Source organism: Streptomyces klenkii (assembly GCF_003626645.1).
GTDB lineage: Bacteria > Actinomycetota > Actinomycetes > Streptomycetales > Streptomycetaceae > Streptomyces > Streptomyces klenkii.
Genome location: NZ_RBAM01000002.1, coordinates 455,432 through 471,581 on the forward strand (window position 1 = coordinate 455,432; position 16,150 = coordinate 471,581).

The 16,150-nt window shown below is 72.6% G+C and carries 14 protein-coding genes; 5 read left to right on the forward strand and 9 right to left on the reverse strand.

What is annotated here, in order from left to right; all coding sequences use genetic code 11:
• Positions 1 to 167: 167 nt before the first annotated feature.
• The 3 genes from D7231_RS05425 to mce form a co-directional block, all read right to left on the reverse strand.
• Positions 168 to 1,106, reverse strand: a complete 939-nt coding sequence (locus D7231_RS05425) for a coiled-coil domain-containing protein (RefSeq protein ID WP_120753763.1) — start codon at positions 1,104 to 1,106, stop codon at positions 168 to 170.
• Between the two features lie 114 nt (positions 1,107 to 1,220).
• On the reverse strand, positions 1,221 to 5,804 hold the full coding sequence (gene scy / locus D7231_RS05430; RefSeq protein WP_120753764.1) for a polarized growth protein Scy: 4,584 nt from the start codon (positions 5,802 to 5,804) through the stop codon (positions 1,221 to 1,223).
• A 180-nt stretch (positions 5,805 to 5,984) separates the two neighbouring features.
• Positions 5,985 to 6,425, reverse strand: coding sequence for a methylmalonyl-CoA epimerase (gene mce / locus D7231_RS05435; protein WP_106677022.1), 441 nt, complete (start codon positions 6,423 to 6,425; stop codon positions 5,985 to 5,987).
• A 243-nt stretch (positions 6,426 to 6,668) separates the two neighbouring features.
• Here mce and D7231_RS05440 point away from each other — a divergent pair, with 243 nt between their 5' ends.
• The 3 genes from D7231_RS05440 to D7231_RS05450 all read left to right on the forward strand — a co-directional run bounded on the left by D7231_RS05440 (position 6,669) and on the right by D7231_RS05450 (position 10,913).
• Complete coding sequence (locus tag D7231_RS05440) at positions 6,669 to 7,844, forward strand: acetyl-CoA C-acetyltransferase (RefSeq protein ID WP_120753765.1); 1,176 nt, start codon at positions 6,669 to 6,671, stop codon at positions 7,842 to 7,844.
• 35 nt (positions 7,845 to 7,879) lie between these two features.
• Entirely contained in the window at positions 7,880 to 8,836 is a 957-nt protein-coding gene (meaB, locus tag D7231_RS05445; protein ID WP_194960468.1) for a methylmalonyl Co-A mutase-associated GTPase MeaB, read from the forward strand.
• 175 nt (positions 8,837 to 9,011) lie between these two features.
• Positions 9,012 to 10,913, forward strand: a complete 1,902-nt coding sequence (locus D7231_RS05450) for a transglycosylase domain-containing protein (protein ID WP_241999581.1) — start codon at positions 9,012 to 9,014, stop codon at positions 10,911 to 10,913.
• 57 nt (positions 10,914 to 10,970) lie between these two features.
• Here D7231_RS05450 and D7231_RS05455 read toward each other — a convergent pair whose 3' ends face one another.
• The 4 genes from D7231_RS05455 to D7231_RS05470 all read right to left on the reverse strand — a co-directional run bounded on the left by D7231_RS05455 (position 10,971) and on the right by D7231_RS05470 (position 13,731).
• A complete protein-coding gene (locus tag D7231_RS05455; protein ID WP_120753767.1) occupies positions 10,971 to 11,447 on the reverse strand; it encodes a MarR family winged helix-turn-helix transcriptional regulator in 477 nt (158 codons plus the stop codon).
• A gap of 97 nt (positions 11,448 to 11,544) precedes the next feature.
• Positions 11,545 to 12,309, reverse strand: a complete 765-nt coding sequence (locus D7231_RS05460) for an AIM24 family protein (RefSeq protein WP_120754007.1) — start codon at positions 12,307 to 12,309, stop codon at positions 11,545 to 11,547.
• Between the two features lie 5 nt (positions 12,310 to 12,314).
• Entirely contained in the window at positions 12,315 to 12,965 is a 651-nt protein-coding gene (locus D7231_RS05465) for an AIM24 family protein (protein WP_120753768.1), read from the reverse strand.
• Between the two features lie 127 nt (positions 12,966 to 13,092).
• Positions 13,093 to 13,731, reverse strand: coding sequence for an AIM24 family protein (locus tag D7231_RS05470; RefSeq protein ID WP_120753769.1), 639 nt, complete (start codon positions 13,729 to 13,731; stop codon positions 13,093 to 13,095).
• Between the two features lie 202 nt (positions 13,732 to 13,933).
• On the opposite strand from D7231_RS05470, the gene D7231_RS05475 reads away from it, so the two are divergent.
• Complete coding sequence (locus D7231_RS05475) at positions 13,934 to 14,278, forward strand: DUF3817 domain-containing protein (RefSeq protein WP_120753770.1); 345 nt, start codon at positions 13,934 to 13,936, stop codon at positions 14,276 to 14,278.
• Positions 14,275 to 14,571: an MTH1187 family thiamine-binding protein gene (locus D7231_RS05480; protein ID WP_120753771.1), complete on the forward strand. Its 297-nt coding sequence runs from the start codon at positions 14,275 to 14,277 to the stop codon at positions 14,569 to 14,571. Before D7231_RS05475 ends, D7231_RS05480 begins: the two co-directional genes overlap by 4 nt.
• Positions 14,572 to 14,650: 79 nt before the next feature.
• Here D7231_RS05480 and D7231_RS05485 read toward each other — a convergent pair whose 3' ends face one another.
• Both D7231_RS05485 and D7231_RS05490 read right to left on the reverse strand, forming a co-directional pair.
• Positions 14,651 to 14,905 carry a type II toxin-antitoxin system Phd/YefM family antitoxin gene (locus D7231_RS05485; RefSeq protein WP_120753772.1) on the reverse strand — a complete coding sequence of 85 codons (255 nt, stop codon included), beginning with the start codon at positions 14,903 to 14,905 and terminating at the stop codon, positions 14,651 to 14,653.
• Positions 14,906 to 15,066: 161 nt separating this feature from the next.
• On the reverse strand, positions 15,067 to 16,053 hold the full coding sequence (locus D7231_RS05490; protein ID WP_120753773.1) for a DUF5937 family protein: 987 nt from the start codon (positions 16,051 to 16,053) through the stop codon (positions 15,067 to 15,069).
• Positions 16,054 to 16,150 lie beyond the last annotated feature (97 nt).

A 16,150-nucleotide genomic window follows, 5' to 3' on the forward strand; every position in this document is an offset into this window, starting at 1 on the left:
CCCGTTCGGACGCGGAGGAGAGCGAAGGGGAGACGCAGGAGTGCGGAGGAGAGCGGAGAAGGACGGAGGAGGGCGGGGCCGGCCTCCGGACCGCCGCCCCGTGCGCCCGCACGAGCGGCGCACAGGGCACGGACCAGCGCTTAGGCTTCGCCGGTGCTCCGGTCGGCTCAGCGGCTCTGCTGCGCCGGGACGCCGCGCGACATCGGCTCGTCGTCACCGGGGACGCCGGCCGCGGCGACGGCCGCGCCGGTCAGCGTGGCCAGCATCTCGCGGACGTTCGTCAGCTGGGCGTTGATGCTGTCGCGGCGGTTGGTGAGCGCCGCCAGCTCGCGCTCGGACTCGCTGCGGATGCGGTCGGCCTTGGCGTTGGCGTCGGCCACGATGTCCTCGGCCTGGCGCTGTGCCGTCTCCACCGTCTGGCGGGCGCGCCGCTCGGCGTCCGTGCGCAGCTTCTCCGCCTCCAGGCGCAGCTGCTCGGCGCGGTGCTCGATCTCCGCCAGCCGCTTCTCCGCCTTGGCCTGACGGGAGGCCAGGTCGCGCTCGGACTGCTCGCGCCGCTTGGCCAGGTTGGTCTCGAAGTCGGCGGCGGCCTGGGCCGCCTTGGCGCGGGTCTCCTCGAAGAGGGCGTCCGCCTCCTCGCGCTTGGACTGGGCGTCCTTCTGGGCCTCGGCCCGCAGCTGGGCGGAGTCGCCCTTGGCCTTCTCGACGATGCGCGCGCCCTCGTCCTCCGCCTTGGACTTGCGGTCGGCGGCGAACGACTCGGCGTCGTTGCGCACCTGCTGGGCGGCGGACTCGGCGAGCTCGCGGTGCTGCTCGGCGGCGCGCCGGGCCTCCTCACGCAGATCCTTGGCCTCTTCCTCGGCCAGCCGAAGGATCTTCTCGACCCTCGCCCCCAGCCCCGCATAGGACGGCTCGGCGTCGTTGACCTGGGCCTGAGCATTCTGCGTCTCGAGGTGCAGCTCCTCGATGCGCTTTTCCAGAGAGGTGATGCGTGCCAGTGCGCTGTCACGGTCGGCGACGAGCTTGGTAATGCGGTCGTCCACCTGGCCGCGGTCGTATCCACGCCGCACAAGCTCGAAGCCGAAGGGGGAGGAAGTGTCACTCATGGGGTTCCTGTCATAAGAGACCGGTGAGGTGATAGAGGGAATCCTAGGGGTGCGAGCGGCGTGTCATCAGGTGAATGGTTGGCAGATCTGGAGAATGTCCCCCCGTTTGAGTGGCTACTTCTGTGACTGCTTGCCACCCGAACGAGTAGCACCGGCACCGGCCGCTGCCTTCACCCCGCCGCCATCCTTGGCGCTTCCGGCCCCCGGGGCCTCAAAAGATTCCAACGCCTCCAACACGTCCTGGACACGGGAAATCTCCGCCTGAATGTCCTCGCGACGACGCACCAGGACCTCCAACTCCCGCTTTCCCTCCTCGACAAGGCGCTCGGCTTCCTCCGCACCCTCGGTGCGCAGGCGCTCCGACTCGCGTACGGCGGCGGCCTTCTTCTGCTCGGCCTCCTTGAGCAGCCCCTCCGCCTTCTTCACCGCGGCGATCCGCACCTTGCTGGCCTCGCTGCTCGCGTCGGACAGCAGCTTCTTCGCCTTCTCCTCGGCCTCCGCGAGCTGCTCGGTCGCGGCCGCGACGAGCTTGTCGCAGCGCTCGCCCGCCGACTGCATCGCCTCGGCGGCCTCGCGGCGCGCCCGGCCGTGCAGCTCCTCGACCTCGCCCTCGACGCGCGAGCGCAGCTCGTCGGCCCGCTCCCTTATCGCGGTCGCGTCGCCACGGGCCTCGGCGAGCAGGGTGTCCGCGTCCGTACGGGCCTGCTCCACCAGGGCGTTGCCCTCGCCGGTGGCCTCGGAGACGATCCGCTCGGCCTCGCGGCGGGCCACGCCCACCATCGTGTCGGCCTGCTCCTCGGCGGCCGCGGCCGTGCGCAGCGACTCCTCCTGCGCCTTGGCGATCAGGGCGTCCGCCTGCTCACCGGCGTCGGCCAGCCGCTTGGCGGCGGCCTCGCGAGCGTCGTCGACGGTCCGCTCGCCCTCGGCACGCGCCTCCGCGCGCAGCCGCTCCGCCTCCTGGACGGCGTCGGCCTTGATCCGCGCGGAGTCCGCGCGCGTGCTGTTGGCGTTCTCCTGCGCGGCGGCCAGTGCCTCGGCCGCCTCCGCGGCCATCCGCTCGGCCTCCGAGGCCGCCTCGGCGACGAGGGTGTCCGCCTGCTCGGCGGCCTCCGCACGGCGGTTGTTCGCCGCCTCGCGGGCCTCGTCGAGGACGCGGGCGGCGTCGCCGCGCAGCCGCTCGGACTCGGCGTCCGCCTCGGCGAGCGTGCGCTCGGCCTGCCCGGCGGCATCGGCCCGGGCGGCCTCGGCGGCCTCCCTTGCCTCCTCCGTCGTACGGGCGGCGTCGCGGCGCGCGGCCTCCACCGTCGCGGCGGCCTCGGTCCGCAGCTTCTCCGCCTCGGCCGTGGCCTCGGCGAGCAGCTCGTCGGCCTGCGCGGCCGCTTCCGTGCGACGCCGGCCCGCGGCCTCGCGGGCCTCGTCGACGATGCGGTCGGCCTCGGCCTGCGCCCCGGAGGTGAGCTCCTCGGCCTCCTTGACGATCCGCGCGGCCTCGGCGTGGCCCTCGGAACGCATCTTGTTCGCGTCCTCGCGGGCCTCGGCCCGCGCCCGGGACGCGTCCTGCTCGGCCGACGCCAGGGCGTCGGACGCGTCGGTGCGCATCTGCTTGGACCGGGCGGACGCCTCCGCGACCGTGCGCTCCGCGTCGGCCTTCGCCTTCGCGAGCAGCGCCTCGGCGGCCTCCGCGGCCTCGCCGCGGTGCTTGCCGGCGTCCTTACGGGCCTGCGTGACCGTCTGCTCGGCCTCGGCGCGCAGCCGGGCGGCCTCCGCGGCCGCCTCCGCCTGCTGCTCCTGCGCCGACTCGCGGGCCTCGTCCAGGACGGACGTGGCCTCGGCGACCAGCCGCTCCGCCTCCGCCGTGGCCTCCGCCATCAGGGCGTCGGCCTGCTCGGCGGCCTCGGAGCGGCGGGCGGCAGCCGCGGCCCGCGCCTCGTCGGCCGTGGCGGCGGCGTCGCGCCGCGCCTGCTCGGCGGTCTCCTCGGCCTCCGCGATCAGCTTCTCCGCCTCGGCCATGGCCTCGGAGAGCAGCTCGTCGGCCTGCACGCCCGCCTCGGCGAGCTTGGCGTGGGCGCTGTCGGTGGCCTCCTCCAGCGTGCGGGCGGCCTCCGCCTCCAGGCGCCGGCCCTCCGTGACCGCCTCCGCGAGCGTGCGCTCCGCCTCGGCGGCGGAAGCCTCCGAAGCGGCCTGCGCCTCGGCGCGGATCCGGGCCGCGTCCTCACCGGCGCGCTCGCGCTCGGCGTACGCGTCGGTCCGGACCCGGTCGGCCTCCTCCTGCGCCTCGGTGCGGGTGCGCTCCGCATTGTGCTCGGCGGCCGAGCGCAGCCCGGCGATCTCCTCCTCGGCCTGCTCGTGCAGCCCCGCGACGGAGTCCCGCACCTGCTGCGCGGTCGCCTCGGCGGCCGACACCAGCTCGGCGGCGCGCTGCTCGGCGTCCTCGACCAGGCGCCGGGCCTCCTCCTGCGCCTCGGCGACCCGCTTGCGCGCCGAAGCCAGCAGCTCCTCGCTCTGCTCGCGCGCCGCCTCGCGCTCGGCCTGCGCCTCCGTACGGGCGTCGCCCAGCAGCTCCTCGGCCTCGCGCCGGCGGCGGGCGGCCTCCTCCTGCGCGGCGGCCAGCGCCTCGGCGGCCTCGGCGGCCGTGCGCTCGGCGGCGGCGTTCGCCTCGGCCCGCACCCGGTCGGCGGTCTCCTGCGCCTCGCCGCGCAGCCGCTCGGCCTCCGCGTTGGCCTCGGCGCGCAGCCGCGCACCGGCGGACTCGCCCTCGCTGCGGGCGGCGGCCGCCTCCTCGGCGGCCTCGGTGCGCAGCCGCTCCGCCTCCGTCTCGGCCTGCGCCTGGAGCGCGCGCACCCGCTCCGCGGTCTCCGTGCGCTGCCGCTCGGTCTCCTCGGCGGCCTCGCGGCGCAGCCGCTCCGCCTCCGTGCGGGCGTCGCGCAGCGCCTTCTCGGCGGCTTCCACGCGCTGCTCGGCCTCGGTGTGCAGGCGGGTCAGCTCCGCGTCGGCCTCGGCGCGGCGCGCCTCCGCGGCCTTCTCGGTCTCCTCGCGCAGCTTCCGCGCGGCCTCCTCGGCCTCGGTGCGGGTGCGCTCGGCGTGGTCCTCGGCCTCCTCGGCCATCTCCTCGGCCTCGGTGCGCGCCCGCTCCAGGGCCTCCTCGGCCTGCTTGCGCAGGGAGGCGGCCCGCTCGGCGGCCTCGCCGCGGACCCGCTCGCCGTCCGCGGCCGCGCTGCCGCGCGTCTCCTCCGCGTCGGCCTTGGCCTTGGCCAGCAGCTCCTCGGCGGTCTTCGCCGCCTCCTCGATCTGCTGGAGCGCCTCGCGCCGGGCGTCGCCCCGGAGCCGCTCGCCCTCGGCGACGGCGTCGGCCCGCAGCTGCTCGGCCTCGCCGCGCAGCCGCCGCGCCTCCTCCTGGAGCTCGACGGTCTTGGCGCGGTACTCCTTGGTGTCGTCCTTCGCCGCGCCCTTGAGCTGCTCGGCGGTGTCCGCGGCCTGCTCGCGCAGCCGCTCGGCCTCGGACTCGGCCTCCTTGCGGATGCGCTCCGCCTCGGCGGCGGCGGCCTTCGTGGTGGCGCGGGCGTCCTCGGAGGCCTTGGACAGGACCTCCTCGGCCGTCCGGGCGGCCTTGGCGAGCTGGGCCGCGGAGTCCTCCGCGGCGGCGCTGCGGGCCTTCTCCGCGGCCTCGGCGACCAGCCGCTCGGCCTCCGCGGCGGCGTCCGCCCGCAGCTGCCCGGCCTCGGCCTTGAGGGCCTCGGCCTCCTTCGTGGCCTCGCTGACCAGCCGGGCCACCTCGGCCCGGGCCGTACGGGTGCGCTGCTCGTTCTCCGACTCGGCGCCCGAGAGGGTGCGCGCCGCGCTGTCCTTCGCGTCGGTGACCAGCTTCTCGGCCTCGGCGCGCGCCTCGCGCAGCGCCGCGTCGGCCTCCTGCAAGCGGGCGTCGGCGGTACGGCTCAGCTCGGCCGCGACCGTACGCGCCTGCTCGCTCTCCGTGCCCGCGGCCGCCCGCAGCTGCTCGGCGTGGTCGGTGGCCTCCTGCGCCTGCGCGGACGCGGCGGTCAGCAGCCGCTCGGCGTCGCTGCGCGCCCGGCGCAGCAGCGCCTCGGCCTCGGCGCGGGCCTCGTCGGCGGCGGAGCTGAGGCGGGACCGGGCCTGCTCGGCCAGGCGCTGGGCCTCGGCGCGGGCCGCGGCCAGGGCCTGCTCGGCCTCCGCCCGGGACTCCTCCAGCAGCCGGCGCGCCTGCGACTCCGTGCGCGCCCGCAGCTGCTCGGCCCAGGCGACGTTCTCGTTGACGTGCGACTCGACGGTCTGGCGGCGCTCGTTGAGCTCCTCGTCCAGGCGCTGGCGGCGGGCGACGGCCTCCGCGTGGAGCTCGGCCTCCATCCGGGCCTGGCGCTCGGCCTGCTCCTGGAGCAGCCGCTGCGTCTGCGCCCGGGCCTCGCGCAGCTCGCGCTCGGCGTCCGTACGCATCTGATCCGCCTGAATCTGGGCATTGCGGAGCAACTGCTCCGCCTGGTAACCCATGTCGGCGGTGTCGTACGCCGGGCGGTGGGCGAGATTGCGGCGCGCCTCGTGGAGCTTGGCGCGCAGCACCTCGACCTGGTAGCCGAGGTCGTCGGCGTGCTGGACCGCCTTCTCCCGCTCCTTCTTCAGCCGCTCCATCTCGGCTTCGAATTGCGAGAGGTGGTCGTCAGCCTCGTAGCGGTCGTTGCCCCGCACTGCGCGGTCCCATCCGTCCCCTGGTCGCCTTGGCGGCCGGCCCGTTCCCGCGTGTATCGGTTGGAATCCGGAGCCCGCCCTTCCGAAGAAATGGTGTCAGATCATCGGTACAGCCCGGTCCGGGCCCCCACCCCAGGACCCCGGCCGAACCCGCACTCTACCGGCCGGGGGGAGTGCGGGTCAGTGCTCCTGGTCCGCAGGGGGCGCCGAGGTGACCAGTTCCGTCAGCACGCCGTGGCAGTCCTTCGGGTGCAGGAAGGTGATCCGCGACCCCATCGAACCGCGCCGCGGCTCGTCGTAGAGCACCCGGACGCCCTTGTCCCGGATGCCCTCGGAGTCCCCGTCCACGTCCGCCGTGCCGAACGCGATGTGGTGAACGCCCTCGCCGTTCTTCGCCAGCCACTTGCCCACCGCGGAGTCCTCCCGCGTCGGCTCCAGCAGCTGCAAGTACGAGGCCCCGCCGTCGGAGGTCTCATTGATTTTCAGCATGGCCTCACGGACACCCTGCTCCTCGTTGACCTCGGTGTGGAACACCTCGAAGCCGTACGTGGCACGGTAGAACTCGACAGTCCGGTCGAGGTCGAAGCAGGCGATCCCGATGTGGTCGATACGCGTCAGCATGGAACCAGTCCACCGCCGTACGGCTTGGTCACGCAACGTGTACGCAACGTGCTTGCGATCACACCCGCAGCCCGGTGACCGCGCGAGTACCGCTCAGTACATTGACGAAAACACTCGTGCTGCACTCCCCGGGGGACAACCCCCGGACCACCGGCCGGAAGCGCCGGACGCCCCGTCGACCATCCACCACCCGAAAGGGCCGCTGCCATGACTGGTACGAACGGCAAAGCCGGCACCACTTCCGTGATCGTCGCGGGCGCCCGTACGCCCATGGGCAAGCTGCTCGGCTCGCTGCGCAGCTTCTCCGCGGCCGAGCTGGGCGGCTTCGCCATCAAGGCCGCGCTCGACCGGGCCGGCATCGGCGGCGACCAGGTGCAGTACGTGATCATGGGTCAGGTGCTCCAGGCCGGCGCCGGCCAGATCCCGGCCCGCCAGGCGGCGGTCAAGGGCGGCATCCCCATGCACGTCCCCGCCCTGACCATCAACAAGGTCTGCCTCTCCGGCCTCGACGCCATCGCCCTGGCCGACCAGCTCATCCGCGCGGGCGAGTTCGACATCGTCGTCGCCGGCGGCCAGGAGTCCATGACCAACGCCCCGCACCTGCTGCCCAAGTCCCGCGAGGGCTACAAGTACGGCGCGATCGAGATGCTCGACTCGATGGACCACGACGGCCTCACCGACTCCTTCGAGTCCATCGCCATGGGCGCCTCCACCGAGAACCACAACACCCGCCTCGGCATCGGCCGCGCCGCCCAGGACGAGATCGGCGCCCGCTCCCACCAGCGCGCCGCCGCCGCCCAGAAGAACGGCATCTTCGAGGCCGAGATCACCCCCGTCGAGGTCCCGCAGCGCAAGGGCGACCCGGTCGTCTTCGCCCACGACGAGGGCGTCCGCGGCGACACCACCACCGAGGTCCTCGGCAAGCTGCGCCCGTCCTTCCGCAAGGACGGCACCATCACCGCCGGCACCTCCTCGCAGATCTCCGACGGCGCCGCCGCCGTCGTCGTGATGAGCAAGGCCAAGGCCGAGGAGCTGGGCCTTGCGTGGATCGCCGAGATTGGCGCCCACGGCAACGTCGCAGGCCCCGACAACTCCCTGCACTCCCAGCCCTCCAACGCCATCCAGCACGCGCTGCGCCGCGAGGGCCTGACCGTCGAGGACCTCGATCTCATCGAGATCAACGAGGCGTTCGCCGCCGTCCTCGTGCAGTCAATCAAGGACCTCGGCGTATCCCCGGAAAAGGTGAACGTCAACGGTGGCGCCATCGCGCTCGGCCACCCGATCGGCATGTCCGGCGCCCGCACCGTCCTCCACCTCGCGCTGGAGCTCAAGCGGCGCGGCGGCGGCATCGGCGCGGCGGCCCTGTGCGGTGGCGGCGGCCAGGGCGACGCCCTGATCATCCGGGTGCCCGGAAAGTAACCCGCGCCGAGAGCCCTTCTGAGAACGGAGCCGTGATGGTGGACGTCCCCGCACTGGTGGAGCAGGCCCGCGAAGGCCGGCCGCGCGCCGTGGCCCGGCTGATCTCCCTGGTGGAGGGGGCGTCCCCGCACCTGCGCGACGTCATGGCCGCCCTGGCCCCGCTGACCGGCGGCGCGTACGTCGTCGGCCTCACCGGCTCGCCCGGCGTCGGCAAGTCCACCTCCACGTCGGCGCTGGTCAGCGCGTACCGGCGGATGGGCAAGCGGGTCGGCGTGCTGGCCGTCGACCCGTCCTCGCCGTTCTCGGGCGGCGCCCTGCTCGGCGACCGCGTACGGATGTCCGACCACGCCTCCGACCCCGGCGTCTACATCCGCTCCATGGCCACGCGCGGCCACCTGGGCGGCCTGGCCTGGGCCGCCCCGCAGGCCATCCGCGTGCTGGACGCGGCCGGGTGCGACGTGATCCTCGTCGAGACGGTCGGCGTCGGCCAGTCCGAGGTGGAGATCGCCTCCCAGGCCGACACGAGCGTGGTGCTCCTCGCCCCCGGCATGGGCGACGGCATCCAGGCCGCGAAGGCCGGAATCCTGGAGATCGGCGACGTTTACGTCGTCAACAAGGCCGACCGCGACGGCGCCGACGCCACGGCCCGCGAGCTCAACCACATGCTGGGCCTGGGCGAGGCCCGCGCTCCCGGCGACTGGCGGCCGCCCATCGTCAAGACCGTGGCCGCGCGCGGCGAGGGCACGGACGAGCTGGTCGAGGCGCTGGAGAAGCACCGGGCCTGGATGGAGGAGCGGGGCGTCCTGGCGGACCGCCGCACGGCCCGGGCCGCGCGCGAGGTCGAGACCATCGCCGTCACGGCCCTGCGCGAGCGCATCGCCGACCTCCACGGCGACCGCCGCCTGACCGCCCTGGCGGAGCGCATCGTGGGCGGCTCGCTGGACCCGTACGCGGCCGCGGACGAACTGGTGGCGGGGATCACGAACAGCTGAGCGCCCGGCGGCCGTCCGGGCCGGCCGGTCACTTCTGTCACGGTCCGGGCCGGCCGGTCACTTCTGTCACAGAACGCCCACCTGTCATAGAACGCTCACACGAATAACTGAAACGGATCTTGCTCCGGGATCGTCTCCACCGACGTACCCCGTTTCCGTCGAGAGCGATCAGCCCTTGAGTAAGAACCGGCACAAACTGCGTCCCCGCCGCCGCAAAAAGGAGGCGACGGCGGCCGCGGCGCCCCGCAAGCGCTTCGTCGACTACCCGCGCCACGGCAAACGCGGCGTGCGCCGCTGGCTCCCGTCGTGGCGGCAGTGGCTCGGGACGGTGCTGTTCTTCGTCGCGTGCGCGACGGGCCTGTTCGCGTACGTCTACGCCACCGTCGACATCCCCGACGAGAACGCGGCCGCCCGCCAGGAGGCCAACACGTACTACTGGTCGGACGGTTCGCAGCTCGCGAGCGTCGGCGAGGTCAACCGCACCATGGTCCACCTGTCCGACGTGCCGGAGTCCGCGCAGAACGCCGTGATAGCCGCCGAGAACGAGACCTTTTACCGCGACCGCGGCGTGTCGTTCAAGGGCATCGTGCGGGCCTTCGCCAGCACGGCGGGTGGCGAGGAGACCCAGGGCGGCTCCACGATCACCCAGCAGTACGTGAAGAACACCTACCTCTCCCAGGAGCAGACCGCCACCCGGAAGGTCAAGGAGCTCGTCATCGCCCTGAAGGTGGACCGGACCAAGAGCAAGCAGGAGGTCCTCCAGGGCTACCTCAACACCAGCTGGTTCGGGCGCGGGGCGTACGGGATCGAGGCCGCGGCCCAGTCGTACTACGGCATTCCCGCCAAGAAGTTGAACCCCAGTCAGAGCGCCATGCTGGCCGCCCTGTTGAAGGGCGCCGAGCTCTACGACCCGTCGGTCAGCACGGGCAACCACGAGCGGGCGGTGGAGCGCTGGAAGTGGATCCTGGACCGGGAGGTGCGGACCGGCCGCATGTCCCGCGCCGAGCGGGACACGTACCGGACCTTCCCCGAGCCCCGCAAGCCGTCCATGGCCGGCGGCCTCGGCGGCCAGACCGGCTACCTCGTCGACGTCGCCAACAAGTACATCAAGCAGCGGGCCATGCTCACCGAGCAGGACCTGGCCCACGGCGGCTACCGGATCCACACCACCTTCGACAAGGCCCGGATGCAGCGGCTGAAGAAGTCCGTCGACGACGTCGTCGCCCAGGGCATCGACCCCGCCGAGCGCCCGGACAGCGACACGGACGTCCAGGTCGGGGCGGCGTCCGTGCGCCCCTCGGACGGCGCCGTCCTCGCCCTCTACGGCGGGCCCGACGCCACGAAACACTTCGCCAACAACGCCGACACCTCGGGCGTCCCCGTGGGCTCGGCCTTCAAGCCGTTCGTCCTGGCCGCCGCCCTGGAGGGCGGTGCGGACGCGGACAGCTACTACGACGACGCCGGCAAGCTGCGCTCCGGCCAGGGGCCCGACGAGAACCACCCCACCCTGCGCCGGGCGCTGACGTCGGGCGGCAACGCCACGTACGTCCGCCTGGGCAAGGAGGCCGGCCCGGGGCAGGTCCGCGACACGGCCGTGCGCGCCGGGCTCCTCAAGGGCAGCATGGCCCGCCTGGACGAGTCGTTCCCCATCGGCTCGTCCACGCCGAGCGCCGTGCGGATGGCCGCCGCGTACGGCACGTTCGCCAACGAGGGCTTGCAGAGCGACCCGTATTCGGTCACCAAGGTCGTCAAGGACGGCAGTTCGGTGGGGGGTTTCGAGAGCCGCGCCAAGGCGCGGCGGGCCCTCGCGAAGGAGACCGCGGAGGAGGTCACGGAGGCCCTGCGCACCCCGGAGGGCCACGCGGCGGCCCGCACCGGCGACCAGGACCGGATGAACTCGGCCTGGTACGTGGGCTACACGGACAGCCTGTCCACCGCCGTCACGATGTTCCGCACGAAGCCGGACGGGGGGCCGCTCCTGCCGATGACCGCGGTGGGAGGTGAGGACTCCCGGCGCGGCACCGTCTTCCCGGCCCGCATCTGGGCCGGATACACCGGGGCGGAGGCCCGCCCCTGACGGCGGGGCGAGCGGGGCGGCGGAGTTGGGGCTACGGAGCGGGGCGGCGGGGCCGGCTCAGCTGCGGCCGCGGAGCGAGCGCAGGTGCTGGGCCACCGGGGTCAGGGAGGCGTGCAGCGCCTTGAGGTCGGCCTCGCCCAGGAGGTCGATGAAGTGCTCGCGCACCGAGGCGACGTGGTGCGGGGCCACCTGGCGCATCGTGTCCCAGCCGTGCTCCGTGAGGACGGCGTACAGGCCCCGGCGGTCCGACTCGCAGTTCTCGCGGCGGACCAGGCCCGCGTTCTCCATGCGGGTGATCTGGTGCGAGAGGCGGCTCTTCGACTGCAAGGTGGCGGTGGCGAGGTCGCTCATCCGCATGCGGTGGTCCTCGGACTCCGAGAGGTTGACCAGGATCTCGTAGTCGTTGTTCGTGAGGCCGAACGGTTGCAGGTCCCGTTCGAGCTGGTGCATCAGCAGGCGGCTGACGTCCAGGTGGGCGCGCCAGGCGCGCTGTTCCTCTTCGCTGAGCCAGCGGGTGCCGTTCTCGGTGTCCATAGACATAGAGGAATTCTACCTAAGAAAGTTGAAAGATTAACCAACGGGGGCGGAGTGTGAGGTCACACGTTCGACGTCACACTCCGCAGAGTACCGCTCACAGCCCGAAGCGGCGCTGGAGGTCTCCGAGCTGGCCCGGCATCCGGGGCATAGATGGCTGATTCGAGGGTGTTGCGTGCGGGACGCCTGCCTGCTGGGGGGTCTCACCGGTGGGAATGTCGGCCATCAGCTGCTCGGTGGACTGGAGCAGCACCGTACCGGCGCCCACGAACTCGAACTGGTGCTCCTCGCCGGAGGTCCCGCCCAGCCCCGTGAACGCCCGCACCCCGCCCACCACGCCCCGCAGGTACTGGTGGTCGTAGTGGTGGCAGGGCGAGGGGCAGTCGGCCCAGCCGACGAGGGCCTGCGGATCCACCCGGATGGGCGGCTCGACGAAGACGACCGGGCCGTTGGAGGCCGCCACGAACTTGCCCGTGCCGATCAGCGTCAGGAAGCCCGGCACGATCGACTGCTTGAGCGACAGCGACGGCTGGAACGCCAGCAGATTGCCCGACCGCACCGTCAGATTGCCGTCCTCCAGATCGTAGGAGTTGACGTCGAAACTGCGGTCCGCGAGCAGCATCTTGCCCTTCCCCTCGGCGACCACCCAGTCCGCGGCGTGCAGCGGGGAGTGGAAGCTGTGGGCGATGAGGCGGTCGAGGCGGCCGTGGCCGACGCCGTGGAAGTCGATGCGCCCGTAATAGGCGATCATCTTGCCCTTCTGGAGGAACCACTGGCCGTCCAGATCCACGCTGAAGGCGTACGGATTGACGTTGTCGTCGGACGGGAGAGTGTGCGCGTCGAAGACGACCGGGCCGTTCACCGTGCTCAAAGCTTCTCCTCCGACGCCTGAACGTAGACCGTGCCCTCGCCGGACAGCTCCAGCTGGAACGCCTCCCCGGACCCGCGCCCCACCATCTCGCGCCAGCCCAGGGCCGTGGAGAGCTTGTTGCGCACGTCGCCGCGGTGGGCGACGTACGCCTGCGGGTCCACGTGCACGGGGCGGCCGGAGCGGATCGGCAGCTCGATGACGCCGCCGTGGGCCATCACGGCGACCGCGCCGTGGCCCTTGAGGGTCGTCGTGAACAGGCCCTGGCCGGTGACCTGGCCGCGGACCATGCCCATCACGCCGCCCTGCGAGCCCATGAACATCGTGCCCTGCTGGAGGGTGCCGTCGAAGGCGAGCAGGCGGTCCGCCTCCACGTAGAGCGTCTCGCCGGCCAGCTCCACCACGTGGACGTGGTGGCCGCCGTGGCCGAACATCACCGTGCCGTTGCCCTCCACGGTCATCAGCGGAGTGGCCTCATTGGCGATGCGGCGGCCGATCATGCCCATCACGCCGCCCTGGCCGCCGGTGATGCTCGGCGTGAAGGAGACGTCGCCCTTGTAGGCGAGCATGGCGCCGCGCTGGCTGAAGAGGCGCTGGCCGGGCGCGATCTTCGCCTCGACCATGCGGGAGTTCAGAGGCCGGAACGGCATCACACTGCGCCCCTTTCGTTCTCCCCCATAGCCTGAACGGCATGGGAGGTGCCCCCATCTCCGCCCGCGCGGCGCAGAGGTGCGGCCTTCGTGGTCGTCCGCGGCCCGGTGGCCGCGCGTGCGTCGCTCACACGTCACCTCCGAACGTCGTGCGCTCGCTGGGCTGGACGTAGACGAGGCCCTCGCCCTCGAAGCGGATCTGGAAGGCCTCGCCGGAGCCCTCGCCGATGAACGTGCGGAAGTTGACCCCGGACTGGAAGTGCTGCTTGAGCTTGCCGGTGTGCGCTATGTACGCCCCCGGGTCGACCTGGAGCGGCGTGGACGGCGTCACGCGCAGGACGATCGCCGTGCCGTCCGACATGATCGCCGCCTGGCCCGTGCCCTCGACGGTCGTCGTGAACAGGCCGTTGCCCTGGGAGGCGCCGCGCAGGCCGGTGAAGGTCGTGCCGGTGCGCAGGGAGGAGTCGGCGGCCAGGAGATTGCTGGCCTCCACGTAGAGCGTCTCGCCGCGGAGGGAGACGAGGTTGATCTCGGTCGCCCGGTCGGCGAAGAAGCAGGTGCCGCGGCCCTTGACCTCCATCACTTCCATCTGCTCGCCGGTGAGCCGGCGCGTGACCATGCCGCGGAGGCCGTCACCGCCGCCGGTCATCTTCTTGAACGTCATGTCGCCCTCGTACGCGACCATCGACCCGTTCTTGGCCTTGACCGCGTCGCCCGTCAGGTCGACGGCGAGGACTTTGCTCCCCTGGAGCCGAAACTGTGCCACGGCAAGAAGCTAGCGGGCGGACTCGCCGGTCCGACAGGCCCTTGGTCCCTGATCGGCCCCCGATTGCTCCCTGAATGACCCCGGATCCGGTGATCGGGATCCGGGCTGCAACAATGGGGGAGCTTGTGAATGTCATCACAAGCCGTAGTCGTTCCGCCACTGTCCAGCCACTGACCACTGACTCACGAAGGTGCGTACCCCCGTGGACATCAAGACCGCCTCCGCCCTGCGCCGGCTCCGCCTGGTCTCCGCCCCGGAGGCCGTTTCCTTCCTGCTGCTGATCGTCTGCTCCGTGCTCAAGCGCACGACGGACTTCAACGCCGTACCGGTGATGGGCGCCGTCCACGGCATCCTCTTCGTCATCTACGTCCTCTTCTGGCTGGATGCCTGGAACAAGACCAAGTGGCCTGTGAAGACCGCGGCCCTCTACTTCGTCCTCTCCGTCCTGCCGACCGGCGGCTTCTTCGCCGAGCGCATGCTGCGCCGCGAGGCCGAGGCGAGCGTCATCGCCGCCCGCGCCCGCAAGGAGGGCGTGGTCAACGCATGATCGTCGCATTCTCGGTGTCGCCCCTGGGTGTGGGTGAGGACGTCGGCGAATACGTGGCGGACGCGGTCCGCGTCGTCCGCGACTCCGGCCTGCCGAACCGTACGGACGCGATGTTCACGTCCATCGAGGGCGAGTGGGACGAGGTCATGGACGTCGTCAAGCGCGCGGTCGCGGCGGTCGAGGCCCGCGCGGGCCGCGTGTCCCTGGTCCTGAAGGCGGACATCCGCGAGGGCGTGACGGACGGCCTGACGTCCAAGGTCGAAACGGTCGAGCGGTACCTCGCGGAGGGCTGATCTCCCGGCTACGGGAACGGCCCGGGCCGGGCGCGTGAATGCGCGTCCGGCCCGGGCCGTTCGTCGTTGACCTGTAGGTTCACTCACGCCCCAGGCCGAGCCGGGCGCGGGCTTCTTCGTGTGGGATGAGGACCAGGGTCCCGGCGGCTTGCTGCTCCCGGTACTGAGCCAGTGCGAGAGCGGCCTCGATGTCGGCGAGCTCTTCGGGGTTGATCAGGACGGCTGCGGGCTGACCGTGATCAGTGATCGTGATGCGTTCGCGGGCGTGCGAGGCCCGTCGGACCAGAGATTCGAAACGGGCGCGCGCCTCAGTGATCGACAAGGTCTCACTCATGTACAGAACCGTGCCTGTCGCGTGCCTTCAAGATCGGTGGTTTCGGGAAGCTCGCTCCGATGGGCTGAGGCCCGTGCTGAGGGAGGCGCGGGTCTGAGTCCTCAGGTGTGCGCGCTGCCCCGGCGGGGCAGGTGGCGGCAGGGCCGCCGGCTCTGAACCCTTCACACGTGCACGCCGCCCACCAGGGCCATCCCCAAGGGCGTGCGTTCGTACAGGACCTGGTGGCTCTGGCGGCGGGAGGTGAGGAGGCCTGCTGCGCGGAGTACGGAGAGGTGGGACGAGACCGAGGAGAGGGCCAGGCCGTGGCGGGCGGACAAGGTCGTCGTGGAGGCCGGTTCCGTCAGGGAGGCCAGGAGGGCCGCGCGGTTGGGGCCCAGGAGGCGGACCAGGGCGTCCGCAGCCCGCGGATCCCGCTGCGCCCACAGGCCGCCTATGCCGCGCGCCGGGTAGACCACAGTCGCCTGCCAGGGCGCCTCGAAGCCCCCGATCACGTCGGGCCAGGCGAACACGCTCGGCACGAGCATCAGGCCGCGTCCGCCCAGCGACCGGGTGTGGTCGTTGCGGTGCCTGACCGTCAGCGTGTTGCCGGCCCACACCAGCGACGGGTGCAGCTCGGAGAAGAGGCGCTCCAGGCCGCCGTCCGCCAGACGGCGCGCGTGGAAGGCCACGTCGGCCTCCAGCAGCGCGCGCAGCCGCGGCCACTCCGGCACGAGCAGAAGGTGCCAGGCCCGCTCGAAGAGCGCCGTGAGCTGCCGGACCGCGCCGTCCGGGTCGGCCAGGATCGCCCGGCCCGACCGTGAGCGGGCCGCCCCCGGGGTGCAGGCCAGTGACTTCGCGAAGTCGTCCCGGGCCGTCGCCGGGTCCGTGGCCCGTACGCGCGCCAGTTCGTCCTCGAAGGACTCCAGCGGCCCCTCGGGCGGCGGGCAGAGGAAGTCCGGGTGGTGCCCCTTGCCCGGCATCAGCAGGGACAGCAGCGTCAGGTCGAGCCCGGCCGCCGCCTCCCGTCCGCGCCGCAGCCACGGCAGGTGGTAGCCGTGCCGCTCGGGGCGCAGCAGCGTGTAGAGGGCTTGGTGGGTCTCCCACAGCGGCGAGATCCCGAACCGGCAGCGCAGCAGGTCACCGGGTGCGAAATGCATGTGCAGCGGCATGCCGGCCACCCTTTCCGGCCCCCCGGCCCGCGCCCAGTCCTTCGTCCGCAGCCGAAAGAGTACGGTCCGCGGCGCGTGCCTGCGCAGGCTGCTGGGC

Excerpts from the sequence above, each read along its gene's own strand:
- D7231_RS05425 (WP_120753763.1), bottom strand. The coding sequence starts at position 1,106 with ATGAGTGACACTTCCTCCCCCTTCGGCTTCGAGCTTGTGCGGCGTGGA.
- mce (WP_106677022.1), bottom strand. The coding sequence starts at position 6,425 with ATGCTGACGCGTATCGACCACATCGGGATCGCCTGCTTCGACCTCGAC.
- meaB (WP_194960468.1), top strand. The coding sequence starts at position 7,880 with ATGGTGGACGTCCCCGCACTGGTGGAGCAGGCCCGCGAAGGCCGGCCG.
- D7231_RS05455 (WP_120753767.1), bottom strand. The coding sequence starts at position 11,447 with ATGGACACCGAGAACGGCACCCGCTGGCTCAGCGAAGAGGAACAGCGC.
- D7231_RS05465 (WP_120753768.1), bottom strand. The coding sequence starts at position 12,965 with ATGCCGTTCCGGCCTCTGAACTCCCGCATGGTCGAGGCGAAGATCGCG.
- D7231_RS05480 (WP_120753771.1), top strand. The coding sequence starts at position 14,275 with ATGATCGTCGCATTCTCGGTGTCGCCCCTGGGTGTGGGTGAGGACGTC.
- D7231_RS05485 (WP_120753772.1), bottom strand. The coding sequence starts at position 14,905 with ATGAGTGAGACCTTGTCGATCACTGAGGCGCGCGCCCGTTTCGAATCT.
- D7231_RS05490 (WP_120753773.1), bottom strand. The coding sequence starts at position 16,053 with ATGCCGCTGCACATGCATTTCGCACCCGGTGACCTGCTGCGCTGCCGG.